Source organism: Marinicella meishanensis (assembly GCF_019931145.1).
Classification (GTDB): domain Bacteria; phylum Pseudomonadota; class Gammaproteobacteria; order Xanthomonadales; family Marinicellaceae; genus Marinicella; species Marinicella meishanensis.
This window is the reverse complement of sequence record NZ_JAIOUV010000002.1, coordinates 176,101-192,264: the sequence shown is the minus strand read 5'-3', so window position 1 is coordinate 192,264 and position 16,164 is coordinate 176,101. Positions and strand designations below refer to the sequence as shown.

The 16,164-nt window shown below is 55.8% G+C and carries 11 protein-coding genes; 6 read left to right on the top strand and 5 right to left on the bottom strand.

Features of this window, described 5'->3' with window-relative positions:
* Positions 1-16: 16 nt before the first annotated feature.
* Genes uraD through K7G70_RS03340 form a run of 4 tightly spaced genes read right to left on the bottom strand, consistent with a single transcriptional unit; the run spans position 17 to position 4,084 of the window.
* Positions 17-547: a 2-oxo-4-hydroxy-4-carboxy-5-ureidoimidazoline decarboxylase gene (uraD, locus tag K7G70_RS03355; protein WP_223787186.1), complete on the bottom strand. Its 531-nt coding sequence runs from the start codon at positions 545-547 to the stop codon at positions 17-19.
* A complete protein-coding gene (alc, locus tag K7G70_RS03350; RefSeq protein WP_223787185.1) occupies positions 544-1,527 on the bottom strand; it encodes an allantoicase in 984 nt (327 codons plus the stop codon). Before alc ends, uraD begins: the two co-directional genes overlap by 4 nt.
* Positions 1,524-2,909, bottom strand: coding sequence for an allantoinase AllB (gene allB / locus K7G70_RS03345; protein ID WP_223787184.1), 1,386 nt, complete (start codon positions 2,907-2,909; stop codon positions 1,524-1,526). Before allB ends, alc begins: the two co-directional genes overlap by 4 nt.
* Positions 2,861-4,084, bottom strand: coding sequence for a urate hydroxylase PuuD (locus K7G70_RS03340; protein WP_223787183.1), 1,224 nt, complete (start codon positions 4,082-4,084; stop codon positions 2,861-2,863). The genes allB and K7G70_RS03340 overlap by 49 nt, the downstream gene beginning before the upstream one ends.
* A 282-nt stretch (positions 4,085-4,366) precedes the next feature.
* Between K7G70_RS03340 and K7G70_RS03335 the strand changes: the two genes are divergently transcribed.
* From K7G70_RS03335 to K7G70_RS17995, 6 genes are all read left to right on the top strand, one after another.
* On the top strand, positions 4,367-4,798 hold the full coding sequence (locus K7G70_RS03335) for a hypothetical protein (protein WP_223787182.1): 432 nt from the start codon (positions 4,367-4,369) through the stop codon (positions 4,796-4,798).
* Between the two features lies 1 nt (position 4,799).
* Positions 4,800-5,513, top strand: coding sequence for a cupredoxin domain-containing protein (locus K7G70_RS03330; protein ID WP_223787181.1), 714 nt, complete (start codon positions 4,800-4,802; stop codon positions 5,511-5,513).
* Positions 5,510-7,126 (top strand): DUF1800 domain-containing protein, encoded by a 1,617-nt coding sequence (locus K7G70_RS03325; protein WP_223787180.1) that lies wholly within the window; start codon positions 5,510-5,512, stop codon positions 7,124-7,126. The genes K7G70_RS03330 and K7G70_RS03325 overlap by 4 nt, the downstream gene beginning before the upstream one ends.
* 34 nt (positions 7,127-7,160) lie before the next feature.
* Entirely contained in the window at positions 7,161-8,369 is a 1,209-nt protein-coding gene (locus K7G70_RS03320) for a DUF1501 domain-containing protein (protein ID WP_223787179.1), read from the top strand.
* Positions 8,370-8,436: 67 nt separating this feature from the next.
* Positions 8,437-8,925: a ribonuclease E activity regulator RraA gene (rraA, locus tag K7G70_RS03315; protein ID WP_223787178.1), complete on the top strand. Its 489-nt coding sequence runs from the start codon at positions 8,437-8,439 to the stop codon at positions 8,923-8,925.
* A gap of 171 nt (positions 8,926-9,096) precedes the next feature.
* Positions 9,097-13,953: a choice-of-anchor Q domain-containing protein gene (locus K7G70_RS17995; protein ID WP_305067283.1), complete on the top strand. Its 4,857-nt coding sequence runs from the start codon at positions 9,097-9,099 to the stop codon at positions 13,951-13,953.
* 76 nt (positions 13,954-14,029) lie between these two features.
* Here K7G70_RS17995 and K7G70_RS03300 read toward each other — a convergent pair whose 3' ends face one another.
* Entirely contained in the window at positions 14,030-16,051 is a 2,022-nt protein-coding gene (locus tag K7G70_RS03300; protein WP_223787177.1) for a TIGR03032 family protein, read from the bottom strand.
* Between the last annotated feature and the right edge of the window lie 113 nt (positions 16,052-16,164).

Here is a 16,164-nt window from a genome sequence, read left to right as displayed (position 1 = left end):
TTTTATGGTGATTTCATTATAACGATGATTCAGGGCCGGATGCCAGACCCAGCATTTTATCCAGCCGCAAATGGGTGATTTTGTTTTGTTCGGCGGCCGCTGTGGCCAATTCTGTGGCCGCATCATTGGGCAAGCGTTGCTGCAACAAAGCCAGCATTTCGGCGGCGCTTTTGCCGGTGGCACAAACGATGAATATGTGGCCAAACTTGGCCAGGTAATCGTGGTTGCCTTGTTGTAAGGCCAATAAAGTGGCTTCATCTGCTTGTTGGCTGCCGCTTTGTTCTTGCCCAGCCCATGCCGCGGTGTCGGCAAACCGTTCGCGCAGCGCCGCCAAATCGCCGATCATCGGGTGGTGGCTGAAGGCTTCGCGGTAATCGGGCTCGCCCATAGCCGACCAAATTTCATCACTGCTTTGGTGCACGGCGGCGACGCTGGCAAAGGGGTGTGCAGCCACCATCGCTGCCACCCAGCGACTGGCACCACAACACCGCTCTAAGGCGGTGGCCAAGGCGGCCCCATGCATTTGGTTGAAGGCCGCCAGACTCATGGCTTGGTGCCTCGGTGGATGCGGCCATTGAGCCGCAGTCTGGACACCCCACCATCTGGATAGATGTTGAAACGCACGTGGCTGATGGGATCGTGGTGCAACAGGGTTTGGTCGAAATAATGTTGTTGGTGGGCCGTCAATTGACTGGCGGATAACAACGGCCGCCAAGCCATATCGGTCAAGGCCACGTCACTGGCGCCTGGGGCATGAATGGATTCCAATGCACAGCGGTCTGGGTAATTGCCTTTGAAATGGTGGGTGTCGACTTCGATTTGCTCGATCACCCCAGGGTGGCCCAATTGCAGGATGGCCCAATCATGACCCGGCCCCCGCCGCCGCTTGGTCTCCCAGCCATCGCCCATGTTGATGCCCCGACCCGGCATGATGAGGTTGTCCTTGGCGCCAAAAAACATGTCGTTACAACACAGCACCCGGCCGCCGTTTTCCACCGCCACCAAATCAATGATTTGATCGTCGGCCAGCGCTGTCCAATCCGGTTTTACCTCGCCATACACTTTCAGGCGGGCCACCCCACCATCGGGGTAAATGTGCAGTTTCAAATGGGTCCATTCGGCCTCGCTGTCGATGGCATAGGGGTTGTGTGAGCCGGGTTCCAGGGGGGATTTGGGCAGGATCTCGGCCCAATCCTCGGCACTGGGCTCGGTCTCGACACAGGCCGCTTCCAATGAGGCGTGGGGTGGGTGGTTACCCAAAAAATGGTTGGTGTCGATGTCCACGCCGTGGATCACCCCGCGCAAACCCAATTTCAAGGTACACCAATCATGGCCGGGTTCACGCTTGCGGCGGCTTTCCCAGCCATCCATCCACTTGCCCCGATCGGTGTATTTGCCCTCAATGAACACCCCCCGACCGGGTTTGATCAGGTTTTCTTTTTCCGCGAAAAAGTCGTCACTGCAAGCCAACACCAGGCCGCCCACGCGCTCGGCGGCCAAGTCAATTAAATGCTCAAATGGTTTCATAGCAAGGCCACCCCCTTGGGTTGTTGGGTAAAATGCTGGTTGTCGCTGGCTTGGTAAATCAATTGACCGCGCAACCAGGTTTGGTGCACCTGACCTTGAACGGTCACTTGTTCATAGGCCGAAGGCTTGTGTTTGTGATAGGTGTTGTTGGCGTCGATGGTTTGTTGTGCCTGGGGATCCCAGACCACCAAATCGGCATCAAAACCCGGGGCGATTCGACCTTTGCGGTGTTGCAAAGAGACCAGTTTGGCGGGGTTTTCACACATCCATTTGGCCAACACATCCAGGCCCAGTCCCCGTTGTTGCAGGGCGGTCCAGATCAAGCTCAAGCCGAACTGCAAAGATGAGATGCCACCCCAGGCTTCCCACAGGTTGTGCGATTCCAACAACTTGAGGTTGGGGGTGCAGGGCGAATGATCAGACACAATGAAATCAATCACCCCTTGTTCCAGACCCTGCCACAGCCGGTCCTGATTGGCTTGGTTGCGGATTGGGGGACAACACTTGAAACGGGCATCGCCATCCGGGATGTGTTCAGCGGCCAGGGTCAAGTAATGTGGGCAGGTTTCACAAGTGATGGGGGTGCCAGCGGCTTTGGCCGCAGCGATCAAGTCAATGGCTGCGGCCGATGACAAATGCACCACATGCACCGCACAGCGGTGCTTGTTGGACAATTCAATGAGGGCGGCAATGGCGTCCAATTCCCAGGCATCCGGGCGGGACTGTAAAAACGCCTGATAACTGGCCAAATCGGCCGGAGTTTCGCTGTGGCTGTTGCTCGGCGGCAGTTCGGCATGCACCAACAAGGTGGCGCCACCCGCCGCCAGAATCGGCATGGCCTCATCCAAAGTGGCCATGTCACTGGCCGGAAATTCAGCCACCCCAGAATCAATCATGAAGGCTTTGAAACTGTTGATGCCGGCATCGATCATGGCCGGTAAGTGTGGGGCGTTGCCTGGAATCACACCCCCATGAAAGCCCACATCAACCCACAACTGGTCCGCCAGACAGGCCATTTTGGCTTGTAAACTGTCCATGTCGGTGGTCACCGGGATGCAGTTCAGTGGCATGTCAATCACCGTGGTGATGCCACCGGCAGCAGCGGCTTGGGTGGCGGTGTTGAAGCCTTCCCAATCGGTGCGCCCAGGCTCATTGATGTGCACATGTGAATCAACCAAGCCAGCCATTACCAGCCACTCGCCACAGTCATGGTGGGCATATCCAGCAGGCACATCGCCCCATGGATTCACGGCCTGAATGCGCCCTTGTTCGAGCAACAAGGTGGCTGCCTGGGTGCGACCATCGATCAATACCTGTTTGGATGACAAAGCGATCATGGTTTTGGAGTGGCGTTTGATTGGGCCGCCTGACTGGCCAGCCATTGACCCAATTGGGCCCGTTCGGTGTCGGTCATTTGGGTCAGGTTACCCAGCGGCATGATGCGGCTGTTGATCACTTGGGCTTTGATCAACAACTGGTTGTTCAGCACTTGTTCCACCGATTCCAACACCAGATTTTTGGGGGGCGTGGTGAACAACTCACTGCTGGGGTTGACCGCATGGCAATTGCTGCAGTGGGTGTGGATGATGTGCATGGCTTGCGCATCACTGATGGGGGTGGACTGCGAGCCGGTTGAGGTGGTTGCAGGCGCGGTGATGGCCGCCGGTTTGGTGTAGATCACCAGGGCCACCATGAGCAGCAAGGCGGTTGGTAACAGCCAATAATTGCTTCGACCCTGGCCTTTGAGGTTGAACCAATGCCTGACCAACACACCCACCACCATCAAAACGCCCAGGATCAACCAACTGTGGTGGTGGCCAAAGGTGCTGGGAAAGTGGTGACTGATCATGATGAACAACACCGGCAAGGTCAGGTAGTTGTTGTGAATGGAACGGCGCAGCGCATTTTTACCCAGTTGGGGGTTCACCGCCTGACCATCAACCGCGGCTTGGACCATGGCCTTTTGCGCGGGGATGATGACAAAAAACACATTGGCCACCATCAGGGTGCCGAGCATGGCGCCGACATGGATGTAGGCCGCCCGGGCACTGAGCCATTGGGTCAGCGCATAAGTCAGGGCCAACACCAGCACCAGGCCCAACAAGGCAAACCACCGTTGATGGCGCACCAGCGGGGATCGGCACAAACCGTCATAAACCAGCCAACCCAGGGCCAAGGTGCCCAAACCCAACAGCACCGCTTTGCTGGATGTCAGCGCCGCGACACTGGGGTCGATCATGTACACCTGGGCATTGTAATAGTACATAATCACCAGCAAGGCCATGCCTGACAGCCAAGTGAAATAGGCTTCCCACTTGAACCAATGCAAATCATCTGGCACTTGTTGTGGCGCCACCTGGTATTTTTCCAGGTAGTAAAAACCACCGCCGTGGATGGCCCACAGGTTGCCAGCCAATTCCTCCCGCACGTTGACGGTGCGGTTCAGGTTGTTTTCCAAAAAAATAAAATAAAAAGACGCGCCAATCCAAGCGATGCCGGTGATGATGTGGATCCACCGGACCGATAAATTCAACCATTCTGTGATGTGTGCTTCCAAACGATGACATTCCAAGCCAATAAGGATCATTCATTATAATGGAGGCTGTGGGTTTTTGTATACAACGACTCGGCCGCCCGCTGGCTCAGGCCTTGCCGCCATACCAGACCTTAAGTTTTCATTAAAATGGGCAGTCATCAGCCGTTTTCGTGGTGATTTTTGGCGAATGATGCATCCAAACGGGGGCGGCCCATGCTCTAATGAACAATGAGAATTTAATGGCAGTGTTGTCAACCGACCAGGAGAGGTCGGCGTTGTTGTTGCCAACAGATGGAGAAAGGTATGCGAAAAATTGTGTTGTTAATCGCCTTGTTTGGGTCATGGCAGGTCCTGGCCATAGACGCCCACCCAGGCTTGAATGGTCCCTGGCACCAAGCCGACCGTTCGGGTCAAGGCTTGGTGATCCACGTCATTCCAGACAGCAACCAGGTGTTCTTGGCCTGGTTCACTTATCAACCCAGTGGCGGTGAACAGATGTGGCTCACCGCGCACGGTGCCTTGGGCAGTGACACCATCGAGTTGACCATTTATCAAGCCACCGATGGCCAGCTCAACAACCCCGATCAGCTGCCCACCAACAACCCCTGGGGCACGGGCCAATTAACCTTCAATGATTGTTTGTCGGCTGACTTCAGTTACAGCGGACCTAATGGCCTGTCCGGCACCATGGATCTGACCCGCGTCACCGCGCCCATCAACTGCAGTGAGGTGTGACATGCGCTGCCTGACCTTTTGTGCTGGTCTGTTGTTGTCGCTGGCCCTGGCGGCTGAACAACATGTGATCACGGTGCATGCCAACCGCTTTGAACCGGCGGTGGTGAACGTCCAATCCGGCGACACCGTGCAATGGCAAGTGACTGCCGGCACGCACCAAATCAGTACCTTGGACAATGCCCAGCAAGTGTCCATCACCAGCCCGTTTTTGTCCCCGGGTGATCAATACACCGCCACCATCACCGGCAGTGGCGGTGAGGTGTATTACGCCAGCTCCCTCGACCCCAACATGCAAGGGGCCTTGGTGGTGGCAGCCCCCAGCAATCCGTTTGTGATTGACCAACGCATCAATGCCGGTTACCACAACCCAGCCACATCGGGCCAAGGCCTGTTGTTTGAGTACGTGCCGGACAGTGGCGTTTTGATTGCCTATTGGTTCACCTTCAACCAAGCCGGTGATGCGCAACAGTGGTTCATCGCCACCGGCCCGGTCAATGGCCACCAAGCCACCTTGACGGTGTTGGAACCCCAAGGCGGCCAGTTCAACACCGCCAGTGCCATTGAACAACCCCAATGGGGTGAACTGACGGTGGTGTTTGACAGTTGTTACCGGGGTCGGGCTTATTACAATGCCGCCGGCGAACAACACTCAGGGGAATTTCCGTTTGAACGCCTGTATCTGGCGGCACCTTGTGAACAGGAGGCCACACCATGAACGTCCTCACCCTGCAAAGCAGTCCCATGACAGCCAACACCTTGAAAGCCAATCAAGCTCAAATCCAAGCCATTACCCGGCTGCTGGTCGACAGCGGCATGGGCCAGTTACCGGCCATGGCCGCGGACAAGTCAGCGGCCGATGGCAAAACCCTGGCTGCGGCCCCAATGGATCAACAACCGGATTTGCTGGCCCACTTTTTGAACCGCAGCTCCTATGGCTACAGTGCCGAAGAATTGGACTTGGCAAGGGATTTGGGTTTGGCCGAATATCTGGAGTACCAATTGGCTTGGGAAGCCTTTGACATCGGCGTGATTGAGAATTTACTGCACCAGGTGTTTGATTCACTGTCCATGGATTACGCCGAAGTGATCCATCGGGCCCGTTCCGACAACCAATTCAACCCGGCCTTTGAGATCGTGGCGGCGACCTTGATTCGGGCGGCTTATCAGCCCAATCAGTTGTATGAAATGATGGTGGAGTTTTGGTCCAACCATTTCAACGTCAACTTGTTTGATGGGGCCATTCAGGTGTTCAAGGGCATCGATGACCGCGACAACATCCGGCCCCACGCGCTGGGGCGCTTTCGGGACTTGTTGCATGCCAATGCCAAAAGTCCGGTGATGTTGTTGTACCTGGACGGGTTTTCCAACACCGCTGATGGGCCCAATGAAAACTACGCCCGGGAATTGATGGAGTTACACACTTTGGGCGTCAATGGAGGCTACACCGAAGACGATGTCAAAGAAGTGGCCCGTTGTTTCACCGGTTGGACCATCACCGAACAAGCCGATGGGTTGTTCTTTTTCTTTGCGCCCAATCACGACACCGGGGCCAAGACCGTGTTGGGTCAAACCATCCCAGCCGGCGGCGGCATCGAAGACGGTGAACAGGTGTTGGATTTGTTGGCCAGTCACCCATCGACCGCAGCGTTCATCGCCAAAAAACTGTGCCAACGCTTCATCAGTGATGAGCCACCGCAAGCGGCGGTGGATGCGGTGGCCACCACTTTCACGCAAACCGACGGTGACATCAAAGACTGTTTGCGCACCTTGTTTTTGAGTGATGAATTCGCCGCCTCCAGCGGCCAGAAGTTCAAACGACCCGTTGAGTATGTGTTGTCTTTGGTGCGCACCTTCACCCCGGTCAGCAACAACCGGGCGTTTGAGTTCATTTACCGCCAAACGCGCAACATGAAACAGACCCCATTTGCCTACCCAGCCCCCACCGGCTACAGCGACCAAGCCGCCTCGTGGCTCAACACCAATGCCTTGTTGGATCGTTGGAACTTGGCCTTTGCCGTGGCCTTCGGTGATTTGGATCTGGGCCGCAATGTGGATGGCGACAATGAACCCAGCGCGGTGGCCGCTGATTTTTTGCCGATACCCGTGTTGACCATGTTGGGATCAGCCCGCAGCGCGGCAGCCATCACCGACCGCATGATTGAACAGGTGCTGCACCACAACATCGGCCAAAATGACCGCGATGCTTTGATCCAATTGGCGGCCGGTGGGCAGCCCAGCACCGTGCCTTTGCCGCTGGATCAAGCCTTGGCCAGTGCCCGGGCAGTGTTGGCGGCCTTGTTGGCGTCGCGCCATTTTCAACAACGATGAGCACCGGTGAATCACCCATGAACAGGAGTCTGGCATGAAACGAAGAACATTTTTGAAAGCATCAGGTCTGGCCGCCGTGCCCTTGATCACCCCCCGCTTGGTGTTTGGCCAAACGGGTCAGACCGGCAGCGCCGATGTGTTGGTTTGTGTCTACCAACGGGGTGGGGCCGATGGGCTGAATATGGTGGTGCCCCATGGTGAGTCGGCCTATTACCAAAACCGGCCCAACATCGCCGTCCCGCAACCCGGCCAAACGGGTGGCGCCATCGATCTGGATGGGTTTTTTGGCTTGAATCCGAATTTGTCACCGCTGAAATCCTTGTATGACGCCGGTGATTTGGCGGTGGTGCATGCCACCGGTTCGCCGGACCCATCGCGCTCACATTTTGAAGCCCAGGATTTCATGGAATATGGCACCCCAGGGGTCAACACCACCACCGATGGCTGGCTCAATCGTTACCTGGCCACCTTGTCAGGACCGGCCTCCACCTTCCAAGGCGTCGGCTTTGGGCAAGTGCAATTGGCTTTGCAAGGGGCTTATCCGGTGGTGGGCATGAACTCGATCGAAGGCTACAACCTCAACACCCACCCCGAAGACGAAGACCCATTGCGTGCGGCCATTGCCGGATTGTTCAACCAAGCGGCGCCGATGGACGTGGCCGCCAGTGGCATCCTGGCCTCGGTCGACGAATTGAAAGCCGCCGATCCAGGCAGCATCGCCGTGGACCATGGCGCTGAATATCCAGCCTCGCCATTTGGCACCGACATGCAACAGGTGGCGCAATTGATCAAATCAGGCATCGGCCTGCAAGTGGCCTGCGTCGATGTCGGCGGCTGGGACCACCACGACCAATTGGAGGCGGCCATGACGCCCTTGGCCAGTGATTTTGCCGCCACTTTGGCCGCTTTCTACCAAGACCTGGGTGACCGCATGGCCTCGGTCACGGTGGTGACCATGACCGAATTCGGTCGCCGGGTCAAAGAAAATGCGTCATTGGGTACCGACCATGGTCATGGCTCGGTGATGTTCGCCCTCGGCGGTGGGGTCAATGGCGGTCAGGTCATCACCCAATGGCCGGGCTTGTCCAGTGGTGATCTGAATCAAGGGGATTTGGCCATCACCACCGACTACCGCACGGTGTTGTCTGATGCCCTGATCAATCGCCTGGGCGCCGCTGATTTGCAATCGGTATTCCCAGACTTCGTGGGCCCATCGGGTGCCGGGGTGTTCCAATCGATCTGACTGGCGGGTTTACAGCGCCGCTGATTGTCGTTAACATGGGCCCACACCCAGAGCCCGTATGAACCCCATGAAAACCGCTGATCTGGTCGACGACCACAATGACGACGTTGAGTTTTGTCACCTGCCCTTCTTGAAATTTGGCCGCGTCAAAGCCTTCCACGGACCGATTCAAACGGTCCAGTCATTCGAAGACAACGTGCTGCTCAAAGCCGAATTGAGCCAACCCGGTAATGGTCGGGTGCTGGTGGTGGATGGCGGCGGTTCCACCCGCCTGGCGATCCTCGGCGACATCATCGCCGGCATCCTGCAGGACAACGACTGGGCCGGCATCATCATCAACGGCGCGATCCGGGACAGTGCCGAAGTCGATGAAATGGATGTGGCGGTCTATTGCCTGGGCACCTCACCCAAGAAAAGCGCCAAATCAGGCGCCGGCTCGGTGGGCATCCCGATTCAGTTTGGCGGGGTCAAATTCAATCCTGGCGATTGGGTCTACGCCGATGCCGATGGGGTGTTGGTGGCGGATAAAAAGTTGTCCCTTGGTGATCCTGACTGAATTCAAAACAATCCGTCAAAACGTGTCACCCCAGCTTGGTGGTGGACTGAAAATCTAAAAAAATCTGCGCCAATTTGATCATTTTGCGCTGCTTGATAAAAACCCGTATTTGATCAGAAATTGTTGTGTTAGAATCTTTTCGTATTTAATTCAATATTTCCCGGGGGACACATGACTGATTCGAAAAATTTCAGATTAAACCGCTTGTACATGGGCCTGTTGGTTGGCTTGTGTGGAGGCAGTGCGCAGGCAGCCACGTTTGCTGTGGATACGGTGGTGGATACGCCAGACATCAATCCAGGTGATGGCATAGCCGCCGATGGTGCGGGCAGAACTTCATTGCGCTCAGCGATTGAAGAAGCGGTGGCGTTGGGCGGCAGCCACATCATCAATTTTGATTCGGCCTTGGTGGCCAATGGTGACCTGACCATCACCCTGTCATTGTTTGACACGGGACTGGATGGTGGAGAGTTGGGTGCCACGGCATTCATCATTGGCAACAACACCGACATCACGATCAATGGTCCAACTGGAGACAATGGGGTCACCGTTGAACGAACGGCCACTTCCAACAATCGATTCAGACTGTTTCATGTGCAGCCAGGTTCCAGTCTGGATGTCAGCAACTTGGCTTTTGGCAACGGTGCTGCGGTGGGTGGCAATACAGGCAGCCGCACAGCCGGTGCTGGTGGTGGTGCTGGTTTGGGTGGTGGCATCCTCAATCAAGGCACTGTGGTTTTGGATGGGGTGACGATGTTTGGACACAGTGCCACCGGTGGTGCCGGTGGCAATGGTGGTGCGGCCAGTGACGGCGGAGCCGGTGGTGGTGGTGCCGGTGGCTCAGGTGGTCAATCGTCCAGCAACACCGGTGGTGTTGGTGGCGGACCCAATGGCGGCGGTGTCAACGGTGGTGCCGGTGGTGATGGCGGCGGCGGCGGTGGTGGCCGAGGCCGTTCAGGTGCTGGCAGCGGCAGCGGTCAAGCCGGCGGTGCTGGCGGATTGTTTGGCGGCGCTGGTGGTGGCGGCGGTTCTCTGTGTACCGGCGGTGGCTCTGGCGTATGTACCGGTGGTAACGGTGGCTTGGGTGGCTTTGGTGGCGGTGGTGGTGGCGGTGGCAGTGTGGTCTCCTTCAACTACACCCGCAATGTCGGTATCGGTGGTGGCGGCGGTTTCGGTGGTGGTGCCGGTACCAACGGACGGGCCGATCGCAATTCTTTTCAACCCAGCGGTGATGGCGGTGGTGGGGCCGGTTTTGGCGGTGCCATCTTTAATTACGGTGGGGATTTATCGGTCAGAAATTCAACCATCTCTGGCAGCACCGCAACCGGTGGTGGCAGTGGTGGTTTGACCCCTTATGGTGGACCCGGTGGTCCGGTGGCTGATGGCGGCGGTGGCGATGGCTTCGGTGCAGCCATTTTCAGCATGAACAATGGGGCGACCGATGCGTCAGTGAGCTTGCGCCATGTGACCATTGCCGACAGTTCGGTGGCTGGTGGGGTCAGCAACCTCACTCCAGGAACTGGGCAAGGAGCGGTGTATGTGTTGGGTAACGGTGGCAACTCTGTGGCCAGCATCAACAACACCATTGTGGCCAATACCACCGGCGGTAATGACGTTCAAGTCAACACCATAGGCGGCGGCACTGCCACTGCCAATGGTCAAGGCAACTTGATTGAATCGCATGCCGGTTTTACCGGCACAATTGATGTCAGCAGCGATCCCAACTTGGCAGGATTGGCCGATAATCGAGGCCCCACCCCAACCCATGCCTTGAACGACAGCAGTCCGGCCATCGATGCCGGCAATCCAGCAGAAATTGGTGGCTTGTCCACCGATCAACGGGGTGGAATTTTTGATCGGATTGCCGATGGTGATCTGAACGGCTCATTGGTGGTTGACATCGGGGCCTATGAGTTGATTCAAATTGATTATGCCGATGCCCCGGACTTCATTCCTGGCACCGGTGATGCCGAAGTGTTGTTACAAAATGGCAATGATGATTTCAGAATCAGTGCGGCTGGGACCAACGGCGACACGGCCCGTGCTGCCAACAACTCAAGGGTGGCTTACAATGCCACCAACAATGAATATTTGATCGTTTGGGTGGCAGATAACGACGCCACAGACAACGAATTCGAAGTGTGGGGTCGGCGTGTGGATGGTGACACCAGACAATTGATCGGTGGTCAATTCCGCATCAGTGCCATGGATGCGGATGGCAACAGAGATGCCTTTGCCCCAGATGTGGCGTGGTCCTCAGTGACCAATCAATACATGGTGGTCTGGCAAGGTGACAACATCGCTGGACTGGACAACAAATTTGAAATTTATGCCCGATTTGTTTCCAACTCCGGTGCTTTATTGGGCAGCCAAATTCGAGTCAGTACCATGGGTACAGATGCGGATACCGGTTCTCGAGCAGCCAATCCCGAAGTCGATTACAGCACCACCAGCAACGAGTTTTTGGTGGTATGGGCTGGCGATGTGAACACCGGTGATGATGGTTTGTTGGACAATGAAAACGAAATTTTTGGGCAAAGATTTGATGCCGACACCTTCAGTCCGCTGGGAGGTCGCATGCAAATCAGCCGCATGGGTGGTGCCAACGGTGCCAGCATCAATTACCGGGCGGACGATCCCCAATTGACTTGGAATGCGGCCACTGATGAGTATTTCGTGGTGTGGAATTCTGACGACAACGCCAATGGCACGGTTGACAATGAATTCGAAGTGTTCGGTCGCCGGGTGGCCGGTGGTGGCGGACCTTTGGGAGCCACGCAAACCCGTTTGACCACTTTGGGTGGGGTGGGCAGCATCTTATCACGCACCTCGAATCCAGCCGTGGCCTACAACCCCGATGACAACCAATTCATGGTGGTGTTCAGGGGTGATGATGAATTGGTCAGTGATGGAGAAAATGAAATTTTTGGCCAACGTGTGACGGCCAGCACTGGCGCGCCCAATGGCAGTTATTTCCTGATCAGTGACGTGGGATTACCTGGTTCCACCAGCTTTGCAGGATTCACCCCAGGCGTGGCTTATAACCCAATCACCGCCAATTACACTGTGGTGTTTCATGGTGATGAAGCGGCGGACAATGAGAATGAAATTTGGGCCAGAAGGGTGGATGCTGCCGGTGCGGCAATTGATACCAATGAAGTCAGATTAACCCAAGTCGGCCCCGATGGGGCGACCAACTTTGGGGTGTTCAATGCCGACCTTGCTTACAATGGTGCCAACAGTGACATGCTGGTGGTGTTCCATGGCGATGACAACACGCCACCCTTGGTTGACGGTGAAACCGAAGTGTTCGGCCAAATCGTAACCGATACGTTGTTGGTTGACTACCAAACACGGGGCGCCGATGATGGACCGGCACACATCAGGGTGGCTGGCATGGCCATCGGGGCCTTGACCGACAATGATCCGAATGGTTTGCCTTCAGTGGATGCCGACGGTGACGACCTGAACAATCTGGATGACGAAGACGGCATTGCCGGGGTCATTGAATTCACCGCCACCGCGCCGGTGGTCACAGTGAATGTGACCAACACATCTGGCGCCGCAGCCACTTTATACGGTTGGATCGATTATGACGGTGATGGGGTGTTTGACAATGCCACAGAGCGGGCCATGACCGCGGTGGCTGATGGCACCAATGCCGGCGATGTGGATTTGACATTCCCAGTGCCTCCAGTAGGGGCAGCTCCTTTGACCGTGGCGCGCTTGCGTTTGAGTTCGGATGCAGCTGCAGCCAATGCCACGGGACTGGCAACCGGCGGCGAAGTGGAAGACCACTTGGCGATCAACAACATTGACACCACACCAGATGGCTTTTCCTTCACCGATGTCATTGATGTGCCTGTCAGCACTGCACAAACGTCCAATCTCATTGATGTCACGGGGATCAATTCACCGACCCCCATTGCGGTTACCGGCGGCAGTTATTCGATCAATGGTGGACCTTTTGTGACTGGAGCAGACATGGTGGTCGATGGTGATCAGGTGGCTGTCCAACACACCTCATCAGCATCTTTCAGCGACACCGTGGATACGGAGCTGACCATTGGTGGGGTGAGTGACACCTTTTCCTCGACCACCGAAGCCGAAGACACGGTGCCAGAGGTCTTTGCTTTCACCGATCAAGTGGATGTGCCACTGAATGATGTGCGCACCTCAGACACCATCACGGTCATGGGAATCAATTCCACGGCGGCGATCACCGTCACGGGTGGCAGTTATTCGATCAATGGCGGGGCATTTGTCAGTACCCCAGGCACCGTGGTGGATGGTGATGAGGTGCGGGTGCAGCACACGTCTTCGTCCTCTTTCAGTGATTCGGTGGATACTGAACTGACCATTGGCGGCGTCAGCGACACGTTCACATCGACCACTGTGGTCGAAGACACGGTGCCAGAAGTCTTTGCTTTCACCGATCAAGTGGATGTGCCACTGAATGATTTGCGCACCTCAGACACCATCACGGTCATGGGAATCAATTCCACGGCGGCGATCACCGTCACGGGTGGCAGTTATTCGATCAATGGCGGGGCATTTGTCAGTACCCCAGGCACCGTGGTGGATGGTGATGAGGTGCGGGTGCAGCACACGTCTTCATCCTCTTTCAACGACACGGTGGACACCGAGTTAACCATCGGTGGGGTCAGCGACACCTTCTCCTCAACCACCTTTGCAGAAGACACCACGCCGGCCAGTTTCACCTTTGTGGACCAATTCGGCGTGCCATTAAGCAGTGAACAGACTTCCAACATGATCACCGTAAATGACATCAACTTACCGACGCCCATTGCGGTAACCGGTGGCAGCTATTCGATCAATGGTGGGCCATTTGTCACCACCCCCGGAACGGTTGAAGCTGGCAACGTGGTGGCCGTGCGTCACACCGCTTCGGCTGATTATGAAACCACGGTGGATACTGAGCTGACCATCGGTGATGTGTCTGACACCTTCTCGTCCACAACCGAGTCTGACTTGATCTTTGAAGACGGTTTTGAAGGCATCAACTGAAGCCCGAATGAGGTGATTATCCAGCCCCCGCGTTAAGCAAGCGGGGGCTGGCTGTCAGCCAGTTGGGGTGCTTGGTTTATGATGCTCCAGTGAATTGGTTCAGTTGTTCAGCGGGTAAGGTGAACCCATTTCTTGTGGTGTCCTCATCGGGCTCCAAAATCTCAGGCCAGAGCACGTTTGGCAGCCATTGCACATCAAATATTTCATCTATCCCATCAGCAAACTTGAGCCACCCAATCAGTTGACCCGAGACCAAATCAACGGCCCAAATGCCACACTCAGGTTTTTGTTCTTGGGCCAAAATGGGTAAGCCACTGAACCATGCCGCTTCACGAACCCGAGAACCACCAATAAAGGCGTAGCGATCAACCATGGCCAATCCCCGCGCAAAGCCAGGAATCTCAGTCACCGTTTCTCGTGCTCCTGTGCTCAGGTCCACTTGGCACAATCGACCCAGGCCAGAGTCCAATACCCACAGCGCGTTGCCGTGCCACCTGGGTGAGTGTGGCATGCACAAGCCGTGGGTGACCGTTTCTTGGCTGGCGACATCCAACACCACGCCGCCGTTGAGCTTGTTGTCCCGCCAACCACTGGGTTGGTCGCTGACTCCCAGGGCGGTGACCCATGAGGGTCGACCATCTCGCATGGCCAGACCGTTCAAATGACAAGCATCTTCAGCGCTCAGATTGTTGATGAATTTTGGGTGCCATTGGGGCACGAAACTGTGCTCATCATCGAGGGTCGATAAACATGAAAACCGGGTGTTCACCCACCACAAATCATGCCCAGACCAAGCCAATTCATGCACCCTGACATCACCAGTGATGTGCTGTTTTGTGGGGCGGTAAACCACATCACATGGTGCTCCCACAACAGCTTGTAAGTCAGGTTGTGAGCGAAACAGCCAAATGGCATTTTGTACACCCAAAGCCAATTGCTGGCCATCACAAGCCAAGCCCATGGGACCATGAAAATCTTTGAAATGGGTATTCATGTCAGTGCCATTGGCCCGCAACAGCACCACGCGATTGCTGGCATAAGTGGTGACTGCGAGGGAACCATTCAAATGAGCCAACAAGGCAGGAAAGCTTTCAGTGTATTGACTGGAAAAGCCGGCTTGGTTGGTGTTGTCCTGAGCCTTATTTTGGCCGTCGGCGTCTGATGATGTTGGATTAAGATCGGCGTCGCCAAGGGCCGGGTCTATCAGCCAATGTCGAATCCACTCATCGACTCCAGAGCCTCGAAGTTGATAATGGGCCAGAGATTTGACTGCCTGTTGCAGTCTCTTTTGCAGTTGAATGTAGGCAGGCTGTCCACTGGAATGGGCGGCATGTTCAGCCCAAACCGCCGCCCAATCGCGCATGATGGGCTGCAGCACACCCGCAACAGTTTTCACTGCTGTCGGGTCATGTTCGGTGGCCATGATCTCCAAAAATTGGTGGTGTATTGCTTGCTGTTCTGCCGGGCTCATCACCGGAGGTCGGTTGTGTTGTTCAAACACCATCCGTTTGGAACCCGCTTTCAAATCTTCAAGAGTGGTGGTGCATTGGGTGGTGTGCACATCTTGTGACATCAATTGATGGATGTGGTCACTGCCGACGGTATCCATCACCAGATGAATCCGAACCCCGCCTTGGGGGTTGGTCACGCGGTGTTGTTCGGTGGTGTCAAACACCCAGGCTTCACCCGCTGCCATGTTCACCGACGCACCGCCGCATTCAAAGCACACCAAATCATTGGTGATGATGGGCACGTGAATGCGCAGTCGATGAATCCAATAATAATCCAGGTCGGTGTGTTTGGGGACCGCAGCGTCACCCTCAATGCGCATCAATCGGGTGCGACCAATTGGGGCATTAAATGACGCCATCACGGCACTCAAATAGGGTAATTGAGCCAACCACTGGGTGGCTTGCATGGGCCCGTGGGTCCAATCATTATCAGAGCCATTCTGGGTCACCAACAAGACCGCAGAATTGCCCTCAAACCCTTGCGGATGCGGCCGCCAAGATGTCGGTGGTAAGGCGTCGATTTCGGCTTGTAATGCCTGCTGATCAAACTGCACAGGCAATTGGATGAATGGTTTGGTGAGTCGCACGGTGTTCACTCCAGAAGTCTGAAGAACATTCTATGCAATGATGGTCAAAGATTTCAAACCTTGATTGGGTAAAAGCTCATGGGTGTTTGGACATGACAGGGTGATCCGTTGGG

Coding starts and splice junctions, on each gene's coding strand:
- K7G70_RS03335 (WP_223787182.1), top strand. CDS start 4,367: ATGCGAAAAATTGTGTTGTTAATCGCCTTGTTTGGGTCATGGCAGGTC.
- K7G70_RS17995 (WP_305067283.1), top strand. CDS start 9,097: ATGACTGATTCGAAAAATTTCAGATTAAACCGCTTGTACATGGGCCTG.
- K7G70_RS03325 (WP_223787180.1), top strand. CDS start 5,510: ATGAACGTCCTCACCCTGCAAAGCAGTCCCATGACAGCCAACACCTTG.
- allB (WP_223787184.1), bottom strand. CDS start 2,909: ATGGCTGGCCAGTCAGGCGGCCCAATCAAACGCCACTCCAAAACCATG.
- rraA (WP_223787178.1), top strand. CDS start 8,437: ATGAAAACCGCTGATCTGGTCGACGACCACAATGACGACGTTGAGTTT.
- alc (WP_223787185.1), bottom strand. CDS start 1,527: ATGAAACCATTTGAGCATTTAATTGACTTGGCCGCCGAGCGCGTGGGC.
- uraD (WP_223787186.1), bottom strand. CDS start 547: ATGAGTCTGGCGGCCTTCAACCAAATGCATGGGGCCGCCTTGGCCACC.
- K7G70_RS03320 (WP_223787179.1), top strand. CDS start 7,161: ATGAAACGAAGAACATTTTTGAAAGCATCAGGTCTGGCCGCCGTGCCC.
- K7G70_RS03330 (WP_223787181.1), top strand. CDS start 4,800: ATGCGCTGCCTGACCTTTTGTGCTGGTCTGTTGTTGTCGCTGGCCCTG.